This window comes from Acinetobacter lactucae (assembly GCF_013344765.1).
GTDB classification, from domain to species: Bacteria; Pseudomonadota; Gammaproteobacteria; order Pseudomonadales; family Moraxellaceae; genus Acinetobacter; species Acinetobacter lactucae_A.
In genome coordinates, this window is sequence record NZ_JABVBF010000032.1 from 1 (window position 1) to 23,469 (window position 23,469).

The 23,469-nt window shown below is 40.0% G+C and carries 19 protein-coding genes and 1 pseudogene; 10 read left to right on the forward strand and 10 right to left on the reverse strand.

Going from position 1 to position 23,469, the window contains the following annotated elements; genetic code table 11:
- From HUN22_RS05415 to HUN22_RS05425, 3 genes and pseudogenes are all read left to right on the forward strand, one after another.
- Positions 1-159 (forward strand): annotated as a pseudogene (locus tag HUN22_RS05415) (fimbrial biogenesis protein FimT); the annotation flags it as partial.
- Between the two features lie 108 nt (positions 160-267).
- Positions 268-1,443, forward strand: coding sequence for a thiolase family protein (locus tag HUN22_RS05420; protein ID WP_174726807.1), 1,176 nt, complete (start codon positions 268-270; stop codon positions 1,441-1,443).
- Positions 1,444-1,574: 131 nt separating this feature from the next.
- Positions 1,575-2,018 carry a VOC family protein gene (locus HUN22_RS05425; protein ID WP_087087283.1) on the forward strand — a complete coding sequence of 148 codons (444 nt, stop codon included), beginning with the start codon at positions 1,575-1,577 and terminating at the stop codon, positions 2,016-2,018.
- A gap of 50 nt (positions 2,019-2,068) precedes the next feature.
- On the opposite strand, the gene HUN22_RS05430 is transcribed toward HUN22_RS05425, so the two are convergent.
- From HUN22_RS05430 to HUN22_RS05455, 6 genes are all read right to left on the reverse strand, one after another.
- Positions 2,069-2,422 (reverse strand): DMT family transporter, encoded by a 354-nt coding sequence (locus tag HUN22_RS05430; protein ID WP_174726808.1) that lies wholly within the window; start codon positions 2,420-2,422, stop codon positions 2,069-2,071.
- 82 nt (positions 2,423-2,504) lie between these two features.
- Positions 2,505-2,990 carry a DUF934 domain-containing protein gene (locus tag HUN22_RS05435; protein ID WP_174726809.1) on the reverse strand — a complete coding sequence of 162 codons (486 nt, stop codon included), beginning with the start codon at positions 2,988-2,990 and terminating at the stop codon, positions 2,505-2,507.
- On the reverse strand, positions 2,983-4,626 hold the full coding sequence (locus HUN22_RS05440; protein WP_174726810.1) for a nitrite/sulfite reductase: 1,644 nt from the start codon (positions 4,624-4,626) through the stop codon (positions 2,983-2,985). Before HUN22_RS05440 ends, HUN22_RS05435 begins: the two co-directional genes overlap by 8 nt.
- A gap of 166 nt (positions 4,627-4,792) precedes the next feature.
- Complete coding sequence (locus HUN22_RS05445) at positions 4,793-7,198, reverse strand: glucose/quinate/shikimate family membrane-bound PQQ-dependent dehydrogenase (RefSeq protein ID WP_174726811.1); 2,406 nt, start codon at positions 7,196-7,198, stop codon at positions 4,793-4,795.
- Between the two features lie 174 nt (positions 7,199-7,372).
- Positions 7,373-8,605, reverse strand: a complete 1,233-nt coding sequence (locus tag HUN22_RS05450) for a carbohydrate porin (protein ID WP_174726823.1) — start codon at positions 8,603-8,605, stop codon at positions 7,373-7,375.
- A gap of 155 nt (positions 8,606-8,760) precedes the next feature.
- Complete coding sequence (locus HUN22_RS05455; protein ID WP_174726812.1) at positions 8,761-9,879, reverse strand: CaiB/BaiF CoA transferase family protein; 1,119 nt, start codon at positions 9,877-9,879, stop codon at positions 8,761-8,763.
- Between the two features lie 210 nt (positions 9,880-10,089).
- Between HUN22_RS05455 and HUN22_RS05460 the strand changes: the two genes are divergently transcribed.
- The 5 genes from HUN22_RS05460 (at position 10,090) to HUN22_RS05480 (ending at position 15,925) form a co-directional block, all read left to right on the forward strand.
- Complete coding sequence (locus tag HUN22_RS05460; RefSeq protein ID WP_000085721.1) at positions 10,090-11,100, forward strand: AraC family transcriptional regulator; 1,011 nt, start codon at positions 10,090-10,092, stop codon at positions 11,098-11,100.
- 170 nt (positions 11,101-11,270) lie between these two features.
- A complete protein-coding gene (locus HUN22_RS05465; protein WP_174726813.1) occupies positions 11,271-12,476 on the forward strand; it encodes an acetyl-CoA C-acetyltransferase in 1,206 nt (401 codons plus the stop codon).
- Between the two features lie 18 nt (positions 12,477-12,494).
- Positions 12,495-14,630: a 3-hydroxyacyl-CoA dehydrogenase NAD-binding domain-containing protein gene (locus HUN22_RS05470; protein WP_174726814.1), complete on the forward strand. Its 2,136-nt coding sequence runs from the start codon at positions 12,495-12,497 to the stop codon at positions 14,628-14,630.
- Between the two features lie 164 nt (positions 14,631-14,794).
- Positions 14,795-15,049 carry a hypothetical protein gene (locus tag HUN22_RS05475; RefSeq protein ID WP_174726815.1) on the forward strand — a complete coding sequence of 85 codons (255 nt, stop codon included), beginning with the start codon at positions 14,795-14,797 and terminating at the stop codon, positions 15,047-15,049.
- 15 nt (positions 15,050-15,064) lie between these two features.
- Positions 15,065-15,925, forward strand: a complete 861-nt coding sequence (locus tag HUN22_RS05480) for a patatin-like phospholipase family protein (protein ID WP_174726816.1) — start codon at positions 15,065-15,067, stop codon at positions 15,923-15,925.
- Between the two features lie 29 nt (positions 15,926-15,954).
- On the opposite strand, the gene HUN22_RS05485 is transcribed toward HUN22_RS05480, so the two are convergent.
- Positions 15,955-16,374 (reverse strand): GNAT family N-acetyltransferase, encoded by a 420-nt coding sequence (locus HUN22_RS05485; protein ID WP_174726817.1) that lies wholly within the window; start codon positions 16,372-16,374, stop codon positions 15,955-15,957.
- Positions 16,375-16,386: 12 nt separating this feature from the next.
- Positions 16,387-17,598, reverse strand: coding sequence for a class I SAM-dependent methyltransferase (locus HUN22_RS05490; RefSeq protein WP_174726818.1), 1,212 nt, complete (start codon positions 17,596-17,598; stop codon positions 16,387-16,389).
- Positions 17,599-17,725: 127 nt separating this feature from the next.
- On the opposite strand from HUN22_RS05490, the gene trhA reads away from it, so the two are divergent.
- A complete protein-coding gene (trhA, locus tag HUN22_RS05495) occupies positions 17,726-18,367 on the forward strand; it encodes a PAQR family membrane homeostasis protein TrhA (protein ID WP_174726819.1) in 642 nt (213 codons plus the stop codon).
- Positions 18,368-18,498: 131 nt separating this feature from the next.
- Positions 18,499-19,809, forward strand: a complete 1,311-nt coding sequence (locus tag HUN22_RS05500; RefSeq protein WP_174726820.1) for an MFS transporter — start codon at positions 18,499-18,501, stop codon at positions 19,807-19,809.
- 66 nt (positions 19,810-19,875) lie between these two features.
- On the opposite strand, the gene HUN22_RS05505 is transcribed toward HUN22_RS05500, so the two are convergent.
- Positions 19,876-20,319, reverse strand: a complete 444-nt coding sequence (locus HUN22_RS05505) for a hypothetical protein (RefSeq protein WP_174726821.1) — start codon at positions 20,317-20,319, stop codon at positions 19,876-19,878.
- Between the two features lie 131 nt (positions 20,320-20,450).
- A complete protein-coding gene (gene secA, locus HUN22_RS05510; RefSeq protein WP_174726822.1) occupies positions 20,451-23,171 on the reverse strand; it encodes a preprotein translocase subunit SecA in 2,721 nt (906 codons plus the stop codon).
- Positions 23,172-23,469 lie beyond the last annotated feature (298 nt).

A 23,469-nucleotide genomic window follows, 5' to 3' on the forward strand; every position in this document is an offset into this window, starting at 1 on the left:
GGAAAAACACTAAATAGTATTGTATTTCAGGGCGACACTGGCCTTCCACGCGAATCTAACGGCACTTTTACTTATTGTTCTTATAAACAAGATAAAAACTTTAAATTAACCCTCAGCAAAATGGGACACACCCGTTTTGAAGATCTTAAAATTTGTTAGAACTCTACAGTCTAATGCAGAAGATATCTCTCTTTGTTTTTTGCAATATACTGCCTAGGTTTTAAACATTTCTTATTTTGAGATTAAGAACAATCGGAGATTACAACAATGACTGACATCGTAATTGTGAATGGTGCTCGTACTGCCATGGGTGGTTTTCAAGGATCATTATCAGGACTTACAGCACCTGAATTAGGTGCTATAACGATTAAAGAAGCAATCGCACGAGCAGGTTTACAGCCTACTGATGTCGAAGAAGTCATTATGGGGTGTGTCCTTCCTGCTGGCTTAAAACAAGGCCCTGCTCGTCAAGCCATGCGTAAAGCTGGCTTACCAGACTCTACAGGTGCGGTGACAATTAATAAACTTTGTGGCTCTGGTATGAAGGCAGTCATGCAAGCTGCCGATATGATTAAAGCAGGTAGTGCGGGAGTTGTTGTTGCTGGCGGCATGGAGTCTATGACAAATGCACCTTATGTTTTACCAAAAGCACGAGCTGGCTACCGCATGGGCCATGGTGAAATTAAAGATCATATGTTCTTTGATGGGCTTGAAGATGCTGAAACTGGTCGTTTAATGGGTTCTTTTGCTCAAGATATGGCAAATACTCGTGGCTATACACGTGAGCAAATGGATGACTTTGCGATTCGCTCTTTAAAACGTGCTCAAACAGCGATTACTGAAGGCTATTTCAAAGATGAAATCGTTCCAGTTACCGTACCTAGTCGTAAAGGTGATGTCGTTGTTGATCAAGATGAACAACCTTTAAATGCCAAGATTGACAAGATTCCTTCTCTTAAACCAGCTTTTGCAAAAGACGGTACAATTACCGCAGCAAACGCAAGTTCTATTTCAGATGGCGCGTCTGCATTAGTATTAACTTCAAGTGAAGTGGCTACACAACGTGGTTTACAACCGCTTGCAAAAATTATCGCGACAGCTTCAAACTCTCAGCATCCTTCAGAATTTACGATCGCTCCAGTTGGTGCTATCGAAAAAGTGCTTAAAAAAGCGAGATGGAATGCTCAAGACGTTGACCTTTGGGAAATTAACGAAGCTTTTGCTATGGTTACCATGTGCCCAATTGATGACTTCAAACTTGATGCAGAGAAAGTAAATATCAATGGTGGTGCTTGTGCCCTAGGTCACCCTGTAGGTTCTACAGGTTCTCGTATTATTCTTACTCTTATTCATGCGCTGAAACGTACTGGCGGTAAAAAAGGTATTGCTGCACTCTGTATTGGTGGTGGTGAGGCAACAGCAGTTGCAATTGAAGTCATTTAATCCAAATTCATTATTTTAAAATCCCACTTCGGTGGGATTTTTTTTATGAAAAAACTACAAAAAATGACCCACAAAATCACTTTTAAGTTTTAACTTATTCCTTTAAACGAAAACAACAATGGACAATAACAATGCAACTCAATCACTATCTCAATTTCCAAGGTCAGGCAGAGCAAGCCTTTAATTTTTATAAATCAGTATTTGGCGGTGAATTCGCCATGTTGAGCCGATATGGCGATATGCCACCTACTGAGGGTGTAACTCTATCGGAAGCTGACAAAAATCTGGTTCTTCATGTTTCTCTACCAATTAACGAATACACTGTACTCATGGCCTCAGATACAAATGATCAGTTCTGTGCACCTAACAGTGTTTTTACCCAAGGAAATAATCACTATATCTCGATCAACCTTGAAAAAGATGAGCAAGAAAAAGCAAAACAACTTTTTGATGCCCTATCTGTTAATGGTCAAATTGAAATGCCTCTAGAAAAAACTTTCTGGGGTGCACTGTACGGTGCTTTTACCGATCAATTCGGTATAAAGTGGATGATTAACTGTCAACTTGATACTTAATATTTTCAATATCTAAACGCCCTTGTAGAGATACTTAGTCTACAAGGGCTTTAAACATCGATATTGGAATATTGCGCAATAATCATTAAACCCACTGTAATAAAGCCAATCCCCATCCACCCTGCAATATCAATATTCTGACCAAGAAAAATCTTTGCTAAAAAAGCCGTCGCTAACACACCTATTCCAGACCAAAGTACATACAAGATTCCTGCTTGCATATACTTCAAAGCAATAGCAGCACATGCAAAAGAAATAATATACAAAACCAGAGCAATGCCCTGAGCTGTTTTATTGACTAAACCATTCCCCTTAGCAGAATAAAATGTTGAAAGAACATCTGTTGCTATAGCAAACAGTAACCACCAAGCACCGGGATTTATTTTTGAAATTAAACCTAACATTATTGTTCTTCAGTTGAATCATGTGAAAATTATTCATAAAAAAAGCTGAACCGGAGTTCAGCCTTCTATATTTTAAAACTATTTAAGCACCAGTTTGATAACTTGCTTGCGGTACAGCCGTTGAAGCTTGATACGGGTTGGTAAAGTCTTGCAAACCAGCTGCCGCTTCTTGCACATCTTTACCTTCTTTAATTACAAAACTATCAAAACCTGAACGTTTTAAGTAATTTAAGACATCCTTAAATACATCGCCAGTTGCACGCAATTCACCTGTGAAACCTTGGCGACGTAATAGCGCAGCGAACGAATAACCACGCCCATCACCAAAACCTGCAAACTCAATGAAAATTGCATCAAGTTCATTTAATGGAAATGCGTGTTCTTCAGGTGAATCATTCACAGTCACATACAAAGCTTTTTTGCCTTGAATGTTAGCTAATTGATCGAGTTGAGCTGTTGTTATAACAACGTCACCTTGGGGAACAACACCATCTTCAGCAATGATTTGATAAGTATTATCTGCAATCGTGCCATCTTTATAAAGCACTGGTAGGGCTGTATTAAGCATATGCACGCTCCTTAAATGGTTGAATTCCTACACGGCGATATGTATCAACAAAACGCTCACCCTCAGTACGTAAATCAAGATAAGTATTCAATACTTCTTCGATAACATCAGGGACAGCATCTGCTGCAAATGATGGCCCTAAGATATCACCAATTGATGCATCATGGTCTGAATTACCACCTAATGTAATTTGGTAGAACTCAGCACCTTTTTTATCTACACCTAAAATACCGATGTTACCAACGTGGTGGTGACCACAAGCATTCATGCAACCAGAAATATTTAGATCTAAATGACCAAGATCATAGACTTTGTCTAAATCATCAAAACGACGTGTAATTGCTTCAGCAATTGGAATTGATTTCGCATTTGCAAGTGAACAGAAGTCACCGCCCGGGCAACTAATAATATCGGTAATAAAACCAATATGTGCACGCGCCATATTTTGTTGTTCAAGCGCTTGCCATACATCGAACAAATCTTTTTGAGGCACATCTGCCAAAGCAATGTTTTGTTCATGAGTGGTGCGAAGTTCACCGAACGTATATTTATCAGCAAGATCTGCAATAAAGTTCATTTCTTCAGTGGTCATATCGCCCGGTGCAATACCTGCACGTTTTAGAGAAATCGTAACAATACGATAGCCCTTCACTTTATGCGCATGTGTGTTGATATTAAACCATTGTTTGAATTTTGGATGCTCAGCAAATAAAGCTGTGAAGTCTTCATCTTCTAAATTTTGATAATCAAACGGTGTGAATTCTTCATCCAGTTTTTTCAAGATTTCTGGCTGAATTTTCAATGCTTCACGTGTATGTTCGAATTCAGCTTCAACTTTCTGTGCAAACACTTCAGGAGTTAATGCTTTAACAAGAATTTTGATACGCGCTTTATATTTGTTATCACGACGGCCATGCAAGTTATAAACACGGAGAACTGCTTCTAAGTAAGCAATTAAATCTTCACGTGGTAAAAACTCGCGAATGACACTACCAATGATTGGGGTACGGCCTAAACCACCACCCGCCATAATTTTATAGCCGATTTCACCCGCTTCATTACGCACGATATAAACACCAATATCGTGGAATGCAGTCGCCGCACGATCTTTTTCTTCAAGTGCAGAAACAGCAATTTTGAACTTACGTGGTAAGAATGCAAATTCTGGGTGGAATGTACTCCACTGACGAATCAATTCACATGTTGGGCGCGGGTCTGCAATTTCACCAGCAACTACACCTGCATATTGGTCAGTTGTTGTGTTACGAATACAGTTACCACTGGTTTGAATAGCGTGCATTTGTACAGTTGCAAGTTCAGCCAAAATATCTGGCACATCTTCAAGTGCTGGCCAGTTTAATTGAATGTTTTGACGCGTAGATACATGTGCATAACCACGGTCATAAGCAGTTGAAACTTCAGCAACTTTACGTAATTGTTTAGAGTTCATTAAGCCATACGGCACAGCAATACGCAGCATAGGCGCATAGCGTTGCACATATAAACCATTTTGCAAACGTAATGGACGATATTCGTCTTCAGAAAGTTTGCCAGCTAAATAGCGTTCAGTTTGATCACGGAACTGAGCAACTCGTTCATTAACCAGTTGCTGGTCGAAATCGGTATATAAATACATGGCGTATGGCTAGTAGATTCATTATTAAGGCGGATAGCATAGCGAGCTTTTATTCATCAATAAAATGCTTTTTTTGCATATTTAATAACGGTTTTATTGATAAGCTTTAATATAAATCGACATAAAAAAAGCCCGGATAAATCCAGGCCCTTTCTATAAATGCTTTTTATTTGTTATCTGGTAAGGCATAAGCCACTAAATAGTCGCCCATTTTCGTACCAAATGAACCATGACCACCAGCCATGATCACAACATATTGCTTACCATTGATTTCATAAGTCATTGGTGTCGCTTGTCCACCTGCTGGTAAACGCGCTTCCCAAAGTTTTTCACCATTAGTAACGTTAAACGCACGAATGTAATTATCTTGAGTTGCACCAACAAACATGACATTACCAGCAGTAGAAATTGAACCACCTAAACCAGGCACACCAATTTTCACAGCTGGTAACTGGAACAAGTTCGGTAAGCTGTCACGAATTGTACCAATACGTTTTTTCCATACCACTTCATGAGTTTTCAAATCAACGCCAGCTACATAGCCCCAAGCCGGTTGTTTACAAGGTAAACCAAGCGGAGATAAGAATGCGCTAATTTCAACACCATACGGTACACCGTACATCGGTTGTACGCCTTGCTCAGTTCCCGCACCTTTTGCAGTTTGTGCACGGTTTGGATCAGCAGGAATTAAACGACTTACGAATGGCAGACCAATCGGGTTCATTACAGCAACTTGACGGTCAGGGTTAACTGACATACCGCCCCATTCAAATACACCTAAGTTACCAGGGAAAACTAAAGTACCGTTTTCAGATGGTGGCGTATAAATACCATCGTAATTTAGACGTTTGAAAGATACACGACACATGAGCTGATCAAGCATAGTGGCACCCCACATATCTTTATCAGTCAATTTGTCTTGTGGCGCCAAGTTCAAATCAGAGAATGGCTGAGTTTTTGAGTAGAACTCACCTTTAGTTTGTGGTCCACGTTTAACTGTTTGTGGAACTGGTTTCTCAGTTACAGGAACAATTGGTTGACCATTACGGCGATCAAGAACAAAGGCATTACCTGTTTTCGTCAATACATAGATTGCAGGAACAGTTTGACCAGCTTTGTTTTTGATATCAGCTAAAGATGGTTGTGATGGTACGTCCATATCCCATAAATCATGATGGGTTGTCTGGAAGTTCCACACTAATTTACCAGTAGATGCATTAATCGCTAACATTGAGTTTGCATAACGCTCTTTCAGCTCAGTACGGTCACCACCCCAGATATCTGGTGTACCTACACCTGTTGGTACATAAACGATATCAAGTTTTGAATCGTATGCTAAAGGTGCCCACGCGTTTGGCGAGTTATGAACAAAAGTAGTACCTTCGCCCGGCATTGCATTTGGATCTGCTGCGCCAGTATCAAATACCCAAAGAAGTTTACCAGTGTTAACGTCATAGCCACGAATTACACCAGATGGCTCTTTACTTGAGTAGTTGTCTGTTACAGAACCTGCAATAACAACTGTTGAACCAGTCACGATACCAGGAGATGTCGGGTTGTAACCGCCTGGATAAGCATATGGCATAAACTCTTGTAAGTTCACTTCACCATTTTGACCAAAGTCAGTACATGCTTTACCAGTGTCAGCATTTACAGCCACTAAGCGGCCATCGTTGACTGGTACAAATACCTTACGTGGACATTGTGTAGAACTAGATTTCTTGCTTTGAAGACTCGTTGCAAACTCAGTTGTATTGTTTGCATCGTAGTACATCACACCACGACAAGTTAAATGCTGGAACGATTTATCCGTTTTAAGTTTCGGATCAAAACGCCATTTTTCTTTACCAGTCGCAGGATCAATCGCAATTAACTGCTGGTGAGCTGTACAGATAAACATGTTATTACCGATTTTAATCGGTGTAACCTGATTAGTCGTTTCGCCAGAGTCGTTATCTGTTTTTAGATCGCCAGTACGTAAAGTCCAAGCAACTTTCAAGTCTTTTACGTTTTGATCATTGATCTGTTTCAATGGAGAATAACGCACACCTGCTTGAGTACGACCATAAGCTGGCCAATCACTTTCAGCAACACCAGGCACGGCTTGAGCTGTTTCTGGTTGTGGTGTTTTGATTTCACCATTAATTTCTTGCGGATCATTGAAGATAGAATAAACCATCAACACGATTGCAATTGCTAAAGTTGAAGATAAGGCAACCTTACTTGATCCAAGGTTGTTGGTTCCACGAGTTACAGCCGGAACCAATAACCATAAACCAAGAATACCTAAAATATCTAAACGTGGTGCAAGCGCCCAAAAGTCTGTTCCAACTTCCCAGACACTCCAGATAATGGTACCTAGCATTAATGCAGCATAAACCCACAAAGCAGTAGAAGCACGCTTGTAAAGTTGCCATGCAACAATGAGGAGTAATACTCCAGCTATAATGTAGTAAATTGAACCGCCTAGTGTAGCGAGCCAAATACCTCCAATTAACAGGAATAACGCCAGTAAACCAATAATAATTACGGTAAAAGTCGTTAAACCTGATCTTGAAGTAGGTTGATTCATAAACCACCTCTTATCAATCATCATTTTTATAGGAAAGATGTGCCAAGAACCTTATAGAAAAATGGCATCACCAATACATCTAAAACAAATTCAGGCATCAAGAAAAAACGGAAGGTCAGGATAATTCAATCAATGAGTTAGCCTTCGACAATCCGTTTTTCGGAGTAATTACGCTTAGAATGCAGTTGAGAATTTAATACCGCCAACCCAAGTGTTATCACCATTTTTTAATGCACCAACATGACGGACATATTGCACATTTGGACGAATAGTTAACCAGTTAGTGGCATGGATACCGTAGTAAAGCTCGGTATTGTATTCAGTGTCATATTCTTTAGTTTGAATATCGTTCCAATCATCGTTGATATGGATACGCGCAACACCTAATGCCAACTCATCTTGAGGACGTTGATTGAGCAAACCTTTATAGACTAAGCCTACATTTTGCATGTTATCAATTTTGTTGGTATCAGAGTCATGGAACGTCAGGTTCACAAATCCAGTCAAACCGCGGTCTGTTTGATCAGCAGGTTGGAATAATTTTTGTTTTGCAGTTACCCACACACCTTGCTTATGAGATGTTTGAGCCTTATTTGTAATTTCTTCGGCATCAGCAGTGCTGTAGTAATACCCTAAACGGTATTCACCAGCCATACTTTGAGCGCCTAATTTAGGTGACCAAACTACTTCAGCAGGAATAATTGCACCATGTGAACCATCAGTACTTAGGTTGAAACCTTTGCCTCGGTCCAAATTTTCTGGGTTATATTCATATACACCAACTTGGGTATATAAGTCAGGTTGCAAGTTATATTTAACACGCATTGCCCATTGACTTACTGGCCAGTTATACCACTGATCACCAACCCAGTTACCGACTTGTGAACCACAAAGCGCCAAGTTCTGGAAATCACAGTCAAAACTGTTAAAGTCTTCACCTTCACCAAAACGACCGACTTTAACGTCTAATTTTTGATCCATGAATTTTTTCTTAATCCATAAATCTGTTAAACGCCAAGTTTGCTCACGCCCCCACACTTCTTGTGCAGAACTCAAGTGTCCTGCTAAAGCTGGTGAATGTTCAGAAAGCGACTGCCCATCACGATAAGTTAATGTGATTTGAGCTTCGGTGTCTTGCCAACCTAAAATTTTATTTAGGTCAAAATGAGTTCCTAGTGCCAGTTGCCCCGTATAAGCACTGCCATGCGTAGATGTATTTTTTGAATCTAAAATACCGGCATATTCGCCGGTATATCCAAAAGAAAAATCATAACCTTGTGCTTGTAACGCGGTGCGTTGACCGTTCCAATCACCCAACATCCAAGGACTATTTGGGTCAAATGCAGCAGCAGCTTGTGCGTGCTGTATAAAAAGAGTAATTGATAAAACGGATAAACAGGAAGCCATCAAGGATTTATGTGTTTTCATGTTTACATACCTTTTATGTCTTTGTTTATAAAGGGTACGCTAATTTTATGTAAAGAAATTATTCAAAATGTTAATCGATTGATTAATCTAATAATAATCTTAATACACATTGTATGAAAAATGGCCTCAGCTCTTTACCACTGCCCTTCACCAAGTTTTTGACCTATAAAGGAATATCTCATTTTTGATCTTGAAAACTTAATTGGACAAGCCAATTGTGGTTCTGTATCTGCTGTATTATTTTGCAAAGGTACATCCACAATCCATCCACGTTCTTGTGCTAGAGGCGAATTTAACGACTCAGTTAGACTTAAAACAGGTTCTACACAGACATCAAGATTCGCAAAAATTTCGTGCCATTCTTTAAATGATTTAGTTTTAATTTTCTCTTGAATCGCTTGTTTAACTTCCTGTCTGTCTTCTACATCCAAAGAAGCGCCTTTTTGTAATAATAAAGGCAAATCAAGAGCTACTGATAAACCAGACATAAACTGTGGCTCAAGACTACCTATTGAAAGATAACGACCATCTTGAGTCATATAATAGTCATAAAAAATACCGCCATTGAGCATACCCTGCTCTGGTGCCTGTTCAACTTGTGCTGCAAGCGTAGCTGATGCTGCCATGCTATTTAGACTCGCCACACAGTCGGTCATGGAAATATCAATGTATTGTCCCATACCACTACGACTGCGTTCGACAACCGCAGCCAAAATAGCAATAACTGCATGAAGTGAACCACCTGCAATATCTGCAACTTGGATACCAAGCGGTGGCGGACCGCTGTCTTGTCGGCCACTATAGCCAGCAATACCGGCTAAAGCTAAATAGTTAATGTCATGCCCAGCTCTGTCTTTATAGCTTCCTGTTTGTCCATAGCCTGTAATTGAACAATAAATGAGACGTGGGTTAATTTCAGCAAGTGTCGCGTAGTCTAATCCTAGACGGCGCATCACATCAGGTCGGAACTGTTCAATGACAATATCAAACTCAGAAATTTTAGCTTTAATCAGATCAATACTCGCCTTATCTTTTAAATCGAGAACAATTGACTGTTTATTTCGGTTGAGATAACTATGTGCCGTTGCTTGACCATTTGCGTATGGTGGCATGATTCGGATTAAATCAGGACGTGATGGAGATTCGATATGGATGACTTCTGCCCCCATATCGGCTAAATACATTGTGGCAAAAGGTCCTGGTAAGAGCGTCGAGAAATCGAGAACTTTAAGTCCATTTAATGCTGTCGTCATCGTATTTTTAACCACTATTATTCGAATTTTCTTTTATATTATTTAAGCAAATATACTAAAACAATGTCATGTTCAGCCATTTACCTTGATCATTTCGGCAATTTAACATGTAAAAAGTGCTTTTACTCTGTTGTAAATCGCCAATTTATTTTTTTAGACGGTCATTTAGGTCAATTTAAAGTGAACATCAAAGAGACTGAAGGATTCAATATGAGTCGCGATACGATTAGCATCCACTTCGTGAATGCGGCTTTGACAGGCGTCAAACGCCTTGGCATGGATGTTGAAACACTACTTTCACATGTGGGTATTGAAGCGGAATTATTACGTCAACCTAAAGCTCGAATCTCACCAGAACAATACACTCGTTTTATAAAAATGTTGTGGATGGTCACACAGGATGAACACGTTGGATTTGACGTACAACCACGTCGTCTGGGCACTTTTGCCATTATGTGTCAGTTGATTATTCATGCAAAAACATTGGGCCAAGCCCTTGAACTATCATCTCAATTTTACAAATTATTTGGCGATGAATGGTCTGTAACTTTAGAGCGTGACAAACATGAAGCACGTCTCGTTCCTCTCATTCCAAAAACTTTAGATCCGGATCATTTCATTACCGAAAGTATGCTCATGATTTGGCATGGTCTAGCATCATGGTTGATTGAACGCCGTTTGCCATTAGAACGTGTTCATTTTAGCTATCCACGACCTGCCCATGCAGATGAATATGATGCATTATTTTTTGCACCAGTCATGCAGTTTGATGCACCTCGTACTGAAATTACCTTTGCGGCTGATTATCTTGATTTGCCAATCCGCCAAGATGAAAAAACACTAGAAGAATTCTTAAAAGCAGCGCCTGCTCAGCTTTTAGTAAAATTCAAAAATACCAACTCGCTAACTTCTCGTATTCGTGAAGTGCTCAAAAGCCAGATTGGTGAAGAAATGCCAACGCTTAATGACGTTGCATCAATGTTGTATTTATCTCCTCAAACCTTACGTCGTCGCTTAGCTGCCGAAGGTAAAAGCTATCAAGGCGTAAAAGATGCCTTACGTCGAGATGCTGCGATTCACTTGTTACTCAACCCTGAGTTAACGCTTGAAGATGTTGCTCAACAAGTTGGTTTTAGTGAAACGAGTACCTTCCACCGCGCATTTAAAAAGTGGACGGGTGTAACACCTGGCCTATATCGCCAGCTACACGGTTATCACTAATTCTCAATCTATTTAAGTTTCATATTTAGCCCAAGTTCAACTTGGGCTTTTTTGTATTTCTATTGGCAAAAATCATCACCTGACTGGTGCGCTTATCGTCATTGCGTTGCCTTTTAAAACCAGTACACTCAAAACACAACTAAAGTTTAAGTAATAAAAAAGGAACTGTTATGAGCGAGGCTTATATTATTGATGCCATTCGCACCCCACGCGGAAAAGGAAAAAAAGATGGCTCTCTTTACGAAGTAAAACCAATTACATTACTGACCACCTTATTAAATGAATTACAGCAACGCCATCAACTCGATACGTCTAAAGTCGATGACATTGTTTTGGGGTGTGTAACACCAATTGGCGATCAAGGTGGCGATATTGCCAAAACAGCAGCAATTGCAGCTGGTTGGAATGATGATGTTGCTGGGGTACAAATCAATCGCTTTTGTGCATCAGGTTTAGAAGCAGTCAACATGGCAGCCATGAAAGTCCGCTCTGGTTGGGAAGATTTAGTGGTTGCTGGTGGCGTTGAATCAATGTCACGCATTCCTATGGGTTCCGATGGTGGACCGTGGGCATTAGATCCGGAAACCAACCTTAAGTCATCATTTGTTCCACAAGGCATTGGAGCCGACCTCATTGCAACCTTAGATGGTTATAGCCGTGAAGATGTTGATAATTTCGCTGTGAAGTCACAACAAAAAGCTGCAGCAGCTCAGGCAAATGGATATTTCGATCAATCAGTTGTGCCAGTCAAAGACCACGCAGGTGTGGTGATTTTAGAAAAAGATGAATTTATTAAAGGCAATACCACACTCGAAGGTCTAACGAAGCTCAACCCAAGTTTTGAAATGATGGGGCAAATGGGCTTTGATGCAGTCGCTTTACAAAAATATCCAGAAGCACAAAAAATAAATCATGTTCACCATGCAGGTAACTCATCAGGCATTGTCGATGGAGCAGCTGTAGTTTTATTAGCTTCTGAAAAAGCAGTAAAAGAGCAAAATTTAAAACCACGCGCTAAAGTTTTAGCGACTGCACTGGTTGGTACCGACCCAACCATTATGCTAACTGGCCCTGCTCCTGCTGCACGTAAAGCTTTAGAAAAAGCTGGCCTAACGATTGATGATATTGACCTATTTGAAGTCAATGAAGCATTTGCAGCAGTTGTAATGCGTTTTATTAATGAACTCAATGTCCCTGCTGAAAAAGTCAACGTAAATGGCGGTGCGATTGCTTTAGGCCACCCATTAGGGGCAACCGGTGCCATGATTTTAGGTACATTACTTGATGAGCTTGAACGACAAGATAAAAAGCGCGGTTTAGCGACGCTCTGTGTTGGCGGTGGGATGGGTATTGCCACCATTATTGAACGCGTATAAAAATTAGGGATATAAAAGATGAGTGCAATTCAATACGAAAAAAATGCCGACAATATTGTCATTTTAACGCTTGATTCAACTGGTCAATCTGCGAACACCATGAATGCCGAGTTTCGTGACTCGCTCGATGAAGCGACTCAGAAACTTAAAGCAGAAACAGAACTTTCAGGTGTAATTTTCCGCTCAGCTAAAAAAACGTTCTTTGCAGGCGGTGATTTAGATGAGCTGATTCAAGTTCAGCCTGAACATGCGACTGAGTTTTTCAATATGGTTGAAAAGCTAAAAGGTCATTTACGTACAATTGAAACGCTCGGTATTCCAGTGGTTGCAGCATTAAATGGCACAGCACTTGGCGGTGGTTGGGAAATCGCATTAAGTTGCCATCATCGTATTGCAATTAATGACCCGAAAAGTAAATTTGGCCTACCAGAAGTTACTTTAGGTTTGTTACCGGGCGGCGGCGGCATTGTGCGCATGGTACGCCTACTAGGCCTACAAAATGCATTTCCATTTTTAATGGAAGGCAAACAGTTCGGTGTCGATAAAGCAAAATCTTTAGGCTTAATTCACGATACTGCCCAAAATGAACAAGAACTTTTAGATAAAGCAATTGCTTGGGTCAAGGCCAATCCAAAATCTCAACAGCCTTTTGATGTAAAGGGTTATAAGATTCCGGGTGGTGATCCAAAAACGCCTGCAGTTGCACAAGTTCTTGCAATTGCGCCAGCCATGTTAAGAGACAAAACTAAAGGTTGTTACCCTGCCCCTGAAGCAATTATGGCTGCCGCAGTTGAAGGCGCTCAGGTTGATGTCGATACTGCACTACGTATTGAGTCTCGCTACTTTACTCAGCTTACAACAGGCCAAATTTCTAAAAATATGATTGGCACTTTCTGGCATGGTTTAAATGCAATTAAGTCTGGTGCAAGCCGCCCTGCCGACGTTGCAAAATGGCAAGCCACTAAAGTGGGTGTGTTAGGTGCAGGCATGATGGGTGCTGGTATTGCTTATTCAACAGCCATTAAAGGCATTCCAGTTGTACTTAAAGATGTATCGGTTGAAAATGCTGAGAAAGGAAAAGCATATTCACAAAAGCTTCTTGATAAACGTGTTTCACAAGGCCGCATGACCGCAGAAAAACGTGATCAAGTTTTATCATTAATTACGGCTACAGCTTCAGCTGCAGATCTACAAGGCTGTGATTTAATTATTGAAGCGGTATTTGAAAACCAAGAGCTCAAAGCTAAAGTCACTCAAGAAGCCGAGCAATATCTGGCACCTAACGGTGTAATGGCATCAAACACCTCAACCCTGCCAATTACAGGTTTAGCGCAAGCAAGTAAGGATGATAAAGCATTTATCGGTCTGCATTTCTTTAGCCCTGTCGACAAAATGCAGTTGGTCGAGATTATTAAAGGTAAAAACACCTCCGCAGAGACACTTGCCAAAGCTTACGATTTTGTACAACAAATTGGAAAAACACCGATTGTTGTCAATGACAGCCGTGGCTTCTTTACGAGTCGTGTGTTTGGTACGTTCATTCAAGAAGGTATGCGCTTGCTTGCCGAAGGCGTCCACCCTGCACGCATTGAAATGGCTGCATTGAAAGCTGGTATGCCAGTAGGCCCCCTCGCGATTCAAGATGAAGTATCTTTAACATTAACCGAACATGTTGCTAGTGAAGCACGCAAAGCCCTACAAGCTGAAGGCAAAGAGCTACCTAAAACTTCTGTAGATGAAGTCGTTCACACCATGATTCATGAGTTAAACCGTAAAGGTAAAGCTGCTGGCGCAGGTTTTTATGAATACCCTGAAAATGGTAAAAAGCATCTATGGGAAGGCTTAAACCGCTGGAAAAAAGATCATGATATTTCTGAACAAGATATGATTGATCGCATTCTGTTTGTACAAGCGCTAGATACCTTACGTTGTTATGAAGAAGGTGTATTAGAGTCTGTAATTGATGCCAATGTCGGTTCTATCTTTGGGATTGGTTATGCGCCTTGGACCGGTGGAGCAATTCAATTCCTAAATCAGTATGGTACTGATAAAGCACAAAAACGTGCCGAAGAATTGGCCGCCAAATATGGTGAACGTTTTACACCGCCAGCATTACTAAAAACCAAAGCTGAGCAAAAACAAAATATTCAGTAATTTAGTCCTATTGAATATTTAAGAAACTGCATAAACCTTACCCATATAAATATATTTTATTTATATGGGTTTTTCTTTATAACCTTTAAGATTTCAGCCCCCACCTAAATATGCTATAAATAGACTTCATTTTTGTGCTTCTACAGCACATTCGAGAAATCCTTATGTCCGATAAAAATTCTTCCGAGTCAGCAATTTTAGGCTGGAAATTTGTTCTGATCGTTGGTGTCTTAAGTGCGATTTTCCTTGGTTTTTTCTATTTAGCGATGAGTAATGAACCTGACTATATGCCAGGTGCACAGCGCAAAGCTCAACAAGAGCAAATGCAGCAAAAGGCTGAACACTCTACAGAGCAACATGCTCAACATGACGATATGCCTGAAATGGATATGCAAGAACACAAGCAATCAACTCAGTAATTAGATATTTTTCAAATGACAGATTTTTCCCGTAATGCACTAGTTGTAGAAGGTGGAGGCATGCGCGGTGCCTTTAGCAGTGGTGTACTTGACGCGTTTTTACAACAACAGTTCAACCCTTTCGATTTATATGTTGGTGTATCATCTGGCTCAACCAATGTCGCCAATTACTTAGCAGGCCAGCAAGGCCGCACGCTAACCTTTTATATTGATCATTCACTCCGTCCAGAATTCATCGATTACAAACGCTTTTTTAAAGGCGGCGATTTACTTGATTTAAAATGGATGTGGGAAATTGGTGAGCAAGAGCACCCACTTGATCAACAAAGTCTTTTTGCCAAAAATCCAGATTTTTATATGGTATTGACCCATGCCAAAACTGGACATGCGGAATATCTTCGTGCAGGTAAAGATAATTTACTCAATGCACTTCGTGCTTCTAGCTCAATTCCAGTTTTAACTCGTCATCCTGTTGATATTATGGGTGAACCTTATTTTGATGGTGGTGTTGCAGATGCCTTACCCGTTCGATGGACGGCTCAGCAAAGTGGCGTCAAAAAACTGTTAGTTTTACGCACCCGCCCGAAAAACTACTTCAAGGCAAGTAGTCGAGGTGATCAATTCCTCGCAAAATACGCTTTTAAACATCATTATGGTTTTGCAAATAGTTTGCGTAGCCGCTGTGCTCGTTATAACGCTTCAGTAGATTTTGTTCGTGGTGAAAATCCAGACCAACAAATTTTAGAAGTGTGTCCACCGCCACTTAAAAATATGGCTGGCCGTTTAACTACCAATCCGAAAAAGCTTCGCTACAGTTATGAAGTTGGTTTAGAGACTGGCTTACAGGCCATCGAAAGTTGGAATGCAATGAAATAAATTAAAATTGAGATTTCTAAAAAGAAGTCTCAATTTAATTCTAAAACCATATCAATATGTGGAATGCCACAGTCTTGGTAAACCTCGCCTTGTACTTTAAAGCCTAAAGCTTCGTAGAAAGCAGTCACATAGGTTTGCGCCGAAAGCTTTAAGTAAGGCAATTTATGATGACGCGCATATTCAATAATATGCTGCATTAAAATTTTACCTATACCCTGCTTTCGATAAGGCATTAAAACAGCAACACGCCCTACGCTATGCTGCGGTAGCAGACGTGCCGTAGCGATAGGCTGTTCTTTGTCATATACAATAAAATGCAAAACTACCGCATCCAAGTCGTCCCATTCATCTTCAGGTGCAATTCCCTGTTCTTGAATAAACACTTGCTCACGGATGTATTTCGCATCTTTTCCGAGTTGTTCCCAATCACTCTCTATAATTTTATACATCCGCTCACCGTTCTAGCACTTGCAGCCAATATTTTCGATCGGCAACTGATCTTGCAATAACAATTCCAACGTTTGTTTTTTAATCCCGTACATCTCTTTCAATACTTGGATTTGAGCCATAATCTTGGCATCAGGTTGTGAAACATTTTTGCGTTTTGTTGCCAAAATCATTTTATTTTTGCTGGTATGTTCAAGCGATACAAACTCAAAAACTTTGGTTTCGTAGCCATACGCTTTTAAAAGTAACGCACGTAAAGTGTCGGTCAGCATCTCGGCTTGTTGCCCAGCATGAATACCAAACTGTAGCATTGGTTGTAAAACTTCTGGGCTATGTAATTGAGGGCGTAACTCTTTGTGGCAACATGGCGCGCACATAATCATCGAAGCGTTTAAACGAATTCCAGTATGAATAGCAAAATCAGTCGCAATATCACAAGCGTGTAAAGCAATCATGACGTCTAGCTTTTCTGGTTGATAACTACGAACATCACCTTCAAAAAAGTCTAAGTGGTTAAAATGCACTTTGTCTGCAACATTTTGGCAAAACTCCACCAAATTACGGCGCAGCTCTACACCAGTGATCAGTGGTGTCTTCTGTTGTTGTTGCAAATAATCATACAACGCAAAAGTTAAATAACCTTTCCCCGAACCAAAATCGACAATGCGTAACTCTTGTTGAGATGCATCAATCTGTTCATAAGCACTCGCAAAAATTTCAATAAATTTATTAATCTGTTTCCATTTACGAGCCATGCTTGGAATGACTTGAGCTTTTTCATCAGTAATACCCAGCTCTTTTAAAAATGCATTCCCCTGCTGTACATAACGCTGCTTTTCACGATCATGTGACTGAACCGTTTGTGTCGCCTTTATCGCCTGCTTTTTACCCATATTCAATAGGGCTTTTTTCTTATTTTTTTTAAGTTGAATTTCTTGAGTAGTCGAAAATAAGTTTGCTTGCTTACACTGAGTGATTAATTGCTCAATCTGTTGCAAACCTTCTTGAAATGAATAATTTTTAGTCACATCTTGAGTGGTATAGTGATATAAAGCTGAAAGCTGTTTTTGTCCATGTAGCTCTACAACACGGAAAGTAATTTTTTCCAGCTGCGCCAACTCTCCCTTATATTGGCTCAAGATCAAACGCTCAAAAGCTTGTTGGTCAAGCATTTGCTTGATTTCATGAAAGAATTGCTGTTCTTGCTCAAAGGAGAAAACCGACACGGATATACCTGAAAAATGAAGACTCATATGAAATAGAAGTTTAAAGGGTCTAGGATTAAAAATAAAATAACTTTACGACTGTTTTGTATTTCTATACATTTGTATTTTTAATCAAAAAATTAAAGTTATGAGTAAATCTGTGTTGGAAACTTACGATCCAAAAGAAGAACTATTTAATGCCTATAGCCATGGCGCTGGTGTTGTTATGGCAGTCGTAGCTTCTATCTTTTTAATTTTAAAGGGATCTTATCTTTCCACTGCTCAGTGGGTGGGTCTATGGGTATATTCATTTAGTCTTATTTTAGTTTTTACCAGTTCTACACTTTATCATTTTGCTCAAACCCAAAACCTACGCTACTGGTATAAAAAACTCGACCATACTGCTATTTATTATTTAATTGCTGGTACCTATACCCCTTTCTTGAGCATAGCGATTCCTACACAAAAAGCTCATATTTTGCTTATTGCTCTCTGGAGCATTGCTGCAATTGGTACACTTTTCAAGTTAGTTTTCATTCACCGTTTTCAGAAAATTTCTTTACTTGCTTATGTGCTTATGGGGTGGCTTGCTGTATTTGTTATGGATGATATGCGTACTTATTTAAGTAAAGATGCGTTGATTTTATTAATCATTGGCGGATTAGCTTATACGGTTGGAGCATTGTTTTACGCGTTAAAAAAGGTAAGATATACCCATGCGATCTGGCATATTTTTGTGCTTTTAGGTGCAGGGGCACATTTTCTTGCCATCTATTGGTACATAGTTTAGTCCATTTTTCACTCATATTCAGTGATCCTGAAAGAGTCATGGATGATGTTCTTTCACGCTATTCTTTGAGAAAAACACGTCTTAAAAAGAGTAGTAATTAAAAATAAATTTTAACGGATATAAGGACTTATATGGAGTCAACCTCTGCGACTGCTGCTCCTGTAGTAGCCACGAATTCAAAAACACGAGTTTTGTTTGCAAGCTTAGTCGGTACAACCATTGAGTTCTTCGACTTTTATATCTATGCAACAGCTGCCGTGATTATCTTTCCTCATCTATTTTTCCCTGCTAGTAGTGGCAGTGCCGCAGTCTTACAATCTCTGGCAACCTTTGCAATTGCCTTTATTGCTCGTCCTATCGGTGCCGCATTATTTGGCCATCTAGGAGACCGTATTGGTCGGAAAGCGACACTGGTTGCAGCTTTACTAACCATGGGTATTTCAACCGTATGTATTGGCTTACTTCCAACCTATGCTCAAATCGGGATTGTCGCACCATTACTATTAGCAGTTTGTCGTTTAGGGCAAGGCCTAGGCTTAGGTGGTGAATGGAGTGGCGCAGTATTATTAGCGACTGAAAACGCTCCAGAAGGTAAAAGAGCATGGTATGGCATGTTTCCACAGCTAGGTGCTCCAATTGGCTTTATTTTGGCAACTGGTTCATTCTTACTATTAAGTGCGGTTATTCCAGAGCAAGCATTCATGCAATGGGGTTGGCGTATTCCATTCATTGCTAGTGCTGTATTAGTGATTGTTGGCTTATACATCCGTTTAAAACTGCATGAAACTCCAGCTTTCCAAAAGGTTTTAGATAAGCAAAAAGAAGTTAATATTCCATTTAAAGAAGTCTTAACCAAACATACAGGCAAACTTATTCTTGGCACAGTTGCAGCAATCTGTACCTTTGTAGTGTTCTACCTTACTACCGTATTTGCCTTAAACTGGGGAACTACTAAACTTGGTTATGCACGTGGTGAGTTCTTAGAACTTCAACTCTTTGCTACCCTATGCTTCGCTGCATTTATTCCTTTATCAGCAATTCTTGCAGAAAAATTTGGTAGAAAAACAACTTCTATTGGCGTTTGTATCGCTGCTGCGATCTTCGGATTGTTCTTCTCTAGTATGTTAGAGTCTGGAAATACCTTGATCGTCTTCCTTTTCTTATGTACAGGTTTATCAATTATGGGCTTAACCTATGGTCCGATTGGTACAGTTCTTTCTGAACTTTTCCCAACTTCAGTTCGTTATACAGGTTCAGCATTAACTTTTAACTTGGCTGGTATTTTTGGCGCATCTTTTGCCCCACTTATTGCCACTAAACTTGCTGAAACTTATGGTTTATATGCAGTTGGTTATTATCTTACTGCTGCATCACTTTTATCATTATTCGCGTTCTTACTTATTCGTGAAACAAAAAATGATGATGTCAATAATCAGATTTAAAGTTTTAAAGACACCCTCATAAAAAAGCCAGTTCAATTTGAACTGGCTTTTTTATACAAAAACAAATTAATTGATTGATGCAGGATTTGCTGGAGCAACGCTATTTGTTACAGCTGGAGCTGTTACATTGCTTGCTGCAACTGCCGCTGGTCCTGCTACAGCAGCTTCACCGATTAAAGCAACTTTTGCTTTTTCTTGGCTTTTTGCAGAGAGAGCTGGGTTACTTGCCACAATACGATTAATGTTTGCTGAGTTTGCCGGAGCAATCGCTGTAGTTTGTAAAATAATTGGGCGATTACCTGTGTTACCCAAGGTATAACGAATCCCTGTACGAGGACTAATCACTGTAGTATTTTCTTGCTTCACTACAGCTTGAGCCGAAGTCGGGCCTTTTGCTGCAAGTACTTTGTCAACCGTTGTCGTTTGAGGGGCTGAAGCTGCTTCTGCTGCAAAAACAAAACTTGGTACAGCAAGAACAGTTAAAAATAAAGGTTGTAATACTTTTTTCATTGTCTTTCCAACATACACTCTGGATGAGAAGTAAATAGCATTTAATGCTTAAAACTGCAAACATTATTCACAGGCTTACTACAAACATAAAAAAAGCAGAACAATTGTTCTGCTTTTTTTGCGAAGGCAGATTAGATCTTACCGTGACATTGCTTATATTTTAATCCTGAACCACATGGGCATGGGGCATTACGGCTTTCTGGAACAGGGAAAGTTTGCTGATTAGCAGATTCATTCATCGTTTCTTGAGAAAGTGTAACTTCACCGGTTAAACCATCTACATCGTCATGTTCAAAAGAAAGCTTCATTGATTCAGCTTGCTGCTGCTGTTGAGCTTCCATTTCTGCAAGCTCTTCCGGTGTTGGGATATGTACACGAGACAGATCAGTCACAACATCAGTTTTAATAATACCCAGCATATTTACAAACAGATTGAAAGCTTCTTTCTTATATTCCTGTTCAGGGTTCTTTTGCGCATAGCCACGTAAGTGAATACCTTGACGCAAGTAATCCATTGCAGCTAAGTGATCTTTCCAATGACGGTCAAGAGAGTTTAAAACGAAGTGACGTTCAAGCATTGCTGCTGATTCATCACCCATTTGAGCACGGCGTTGACGATAACGCTCAATCACTTCATCACTAATACGCTCAACTAAACCTTCTTCATCTAAACGACGATCTTGGTCTAACCATTGTTGAATTGGCAGCTCAATACCTAAATCAATACGTAGCGCATTTTCTAAACCTTCCACATCCCACTGGTCATGAATTGACTCTGGTGGAATAAAGTTAGCAATCATGCCTTGCATCACTTCACGATGCATTTCTTCAACATATTCTTTTAAGGTATTTTCAGCTAATACTTCATCACGCTGTGAATAAATAATCTTACGTTGTTCATTATTCACGTCATCGTATTTCAATAAGTTTTTACGAATATCGAAGTTACGCGCTTCAACTTTACGCTGAGCATTCTCAATCGAACGGCTCACCATTTTATGTTCAATCGCTTCATCTTCTTTTAAACCCATCGCACGCATCATACCAACGACACGGTCGCCTGCAAAAATACGCATCAGGTCATCTTCAAGAGACAAATAGAAACGAGAAACACCAGGGTCACCCTGACGACCAGCACGACCACGTAACTGGTTGTCAATACGACGTGATTCATGGCGCTCAGAACCAATGATGTGCAAACCACCTGCTTGCAATACATCTTCGTGATCTTGTTCCCATTGTGCTTTTAGACGTGCTTCATCTTCTGCGGTTGGGTTTTCAAGTTTGGCAAGCTTAGCTTTCCAGTTACCACCCAAGATAATATCCGTACCACGACCAGCCATGTTAGTTGCAATCGTTACTGCATTCGGGCTACCCGCTTGAGCAATAATGTCTGCTTCACGCTCATGTTGTTTTGCGTTCAAAACTTCATGATGAATACCAGCTTGCATTAACTTAGAAGATAAAATTTCACTGGCTTCAATGGTTGCTGTACCAATCAGAATTGGAGCAACACCCTGCTGACGAATATTCATAATTTCTTGAATAATCGCGTTATATTTGCCGTTACGGTTTAAATAAATTAAATCGTTTTGGTCATTACGAATCATTGGACGGTGAGTTGGAATAATCACAACATCAAGACCGTAAATCTCTTTCATTTCCGCAGCTTCAGTATCAGCCGTACCGGTCATACCTGAAAGCTTTTTATAGAGACGGAAATAGTTCTGGAATGTTGTTGTCGCTAAAGTTTGGTTTTCAGGCTGAATTTCTAAGCCTTCTTTTGCTTCAACAGCTTGATGCAAACCTTCTGACCAACGACGGCCTGGCATTGTACGACCCGTATGTTCATCGACAATAACCACTTCACCATCATGAATAATATAGTGAACATCGCGTTGGAACAGGAAATGCGCACGAATAGCAGCAGATACATGGTGAACAAGGTTTAGGTTTGTTGCTGAATATAAGCTTTCGCCTTCGGCCAACAGGCCCATCTGAATAAGTTCTTGTTCAACAGTTTCATAACCAACTTCAGTCATTTCAACTGAACGTTGCTTTTCGTCAATCCAGAAATGACCACCATCTGCTACTTTTTCTTCTTTTTGCGGACGTAATCTAGGTGGAATAGTATTGATTGCAGCATAAAGTTGCGAAGAGTCTTCACTTTGACCAGAAATAATTAATGGTGTACGCGCCTCATCAATCAAGATGGAGTCAACTTCATCGATAATGGCATAGTGCAAGCCACGTTGTTTCTTTTCTGCTAAAGAAAACACCATGTTGTCACGTAAGTAGTCAAAACCGAATTCGTTATTGGTACCGTAAGTGATATCTGCAAGATAAGCTTCCGCTTTTTCTGACGGACCTTGCATTGAATAAATCGTACCAATTGATAGACCCAAAAATTCAAATAATGGGCGGTTCAACTCGGCATCACGCTGTGCCAAATAATCGTTCACAGTAATGACATGTACACCTTGGCCACTCAAAGCGTTTAAATAACACGCCAGAGTACCCATAAGGGTTTTACCTTCACCAGTACGCATCTCGGCAATCTTACCTTCATGTAAGGTAATACCACCAATTAACTGAACGTCATAGTGACGCATACCCATCACACGCTTAGCAGCTTCACGACAAACTGCAAACGCTTCTGGAAGTAATCTATCTAAACTTTCGCCATTATTATAACGTTGTTTGAATTCTGGAGTTTTTGCAGATAAGTCTGCATCGCTTAAAGCTGATATCGTCGGCTCGAGCGCATTGATTTGCTCAACAATTTTGCGCATGCGTTTGAGTTCACGCTCATTTTTTGTACCGAAGATACCTCCGATCAGACTTGCCAACATGGATAAACTCTCTAAATCTTGCTTGGTCAAATGAATAAACTTTTTCTCAGTCGTTTATTATGGTGCCAGAAATTTGAAGTACAAGGGGTTTGCACAAAACCCCTAAAAAAAATCTGATAGTTAGATGAACGGTTTCTCATTCATCTCATCTCCCCTTAATGTGCCGAGCACCAGAAACACACCATTAACGCTCATCGATTAAGCATAACTTCCGAGAAATCTAATTTAGCAAATTTACCTTAAAGTTACATTGATTAAGCACTTAAAATAATGAGTTTTAGTCATATATATTTACACT

What these genes read in the sequence shown, in the direction of transcription:
- HUN22_RS05460 (WP_000085721.1), top strand. Translation starts at nt 10,090, where the DNA reads ATGAGTCGCGATACGATTAGCATCCACTTCGTGAATGCGGCTTTGACA.
- HUN22_RS05470 (WP_174726814.1), top strand. Translation starts at nt 12,495, where the DNA reads ATGAGTGCAATTCAATACGAAAAAAATGCCGACAATATTGTCATTTTA.
- HUN22_RS05480 (WP_174726816.1), top strand. Translation starts at nt 15,065, where the DNA reads ATGACAGATTTTTCCCGTAATGCACTAGTTGTAGAAGGTGGAGGCATG.
- HUN22_RS05435 (WP_174726809.1), bottom strand. Translation starts at nt 2,990, where the DNA reads ATGCTTAATACAGCCCTACCAGTGCTTTATAAAGATGGCACGATTGCA.
- trhA (WP_174726819.1), top strand. Translation starts at nt 17,726, where the DNA reads ATGAGTAAATCTGTGTTGGAAACTTACGATCCAAAAGAAGAACTATTT.
- HUN22_RS05485 (WP_174726817.1), bottom strand. Translation starts at nt 16,374, where the DNA reads ATGTATAAAATTATAGAGAGTGATTGGGAACAACTCGGAAAAGATGCG.
- HUN22_RS05465 (WP_174726813.1), top strand. Translation starts at nt 11,271, where the DNA reads ATGAGCGAGGCTTATATTATTGATGCCATTCGCACCCCACGCGGAAAA.
- HUN22_RS05445 (WP_174726811.1), bottom strand. Translation starts at nt 7,198, where the DNA reads ATGAATCAACCTACTTCAAGATCAGGTTTAACGACTTTTACCGTAATT.
- HUN22_RS05450 (WP_174726823.1), bottom strand. Translation starts at nt 8,605, where the DNA reads ATGGCTTCCTGTTTATCCGTTTTATCAATTACTCTTTTTATACAGCAC.
- HUN22_RS05440 (WP_174726810.1), bottom strand. Translation starts at nt 4,626, where the DNA reads ATGTATTTATATACCGATTTCGACCAGCAACTGGTTAATGAACGAGTT.
- HUN22_RS05455 (WP_174726812.1), bottom strand. Translation starts at nt 9,879, where the DNA reads ATGACGACAGCATTAAATGGACTTAAAGTTCTCGATTTCTCGACGCTC.
- HUN22_RS05505 (WP_174726821.1), bottom strand. Translation starts at nt 20,319, where the DNA reads ATGAAAAAAGTATTACAACCTTTATTTTTAACTGTTCTTGCTGTACCA.
- HUN22_RS05430 (WP_174726808.1), bottom strand. Translation starts at nt 2,422, where the DNA reads ATGTTAGGTTTAATTTCAAAAATAAATCCCGGTGCTTGGTGGTTACTG.
- HUN22_RS05475 (WP_174726815.1), top strand. Translation starts at nt 14,795, where the DNA reads ATGTCCGATAAAAATTCTTCCGAGTCAGCAATTTTAGGCTGGAAATTT.
- secA (WP_174726822.1), bottom strand. Translation starts at nt 23,171, where the DNA reads ATGTTGGCAAGTCTGATCGGAGGTATCTTCGGTACAAAAAATGAGCGT.
- HUN22_RS05425 (WP_087087283.1), top strand. Translation starts at nt 1,575, where the DNA reads ATGCAACTCAATCACTATCTCAATTTCCAAGGTCAGGCAGAGCAAGCC.
- HUN22_RS05420 (WP_174726807.1), top strand. Translation starts at nt 268, where the DNA reads ATGACTGACATCGTAATTGTGAATGGTGCTCGTACTGCCATGGGTGGT.
- HUN22_RS05500 (WP_174726820.1), top strand. Translation starts at nt 18,499, where the DNA reads ATGGAGTCAACCTCTGCGACTGCTGCTCCTGTAGTAGCCACGAATTCA.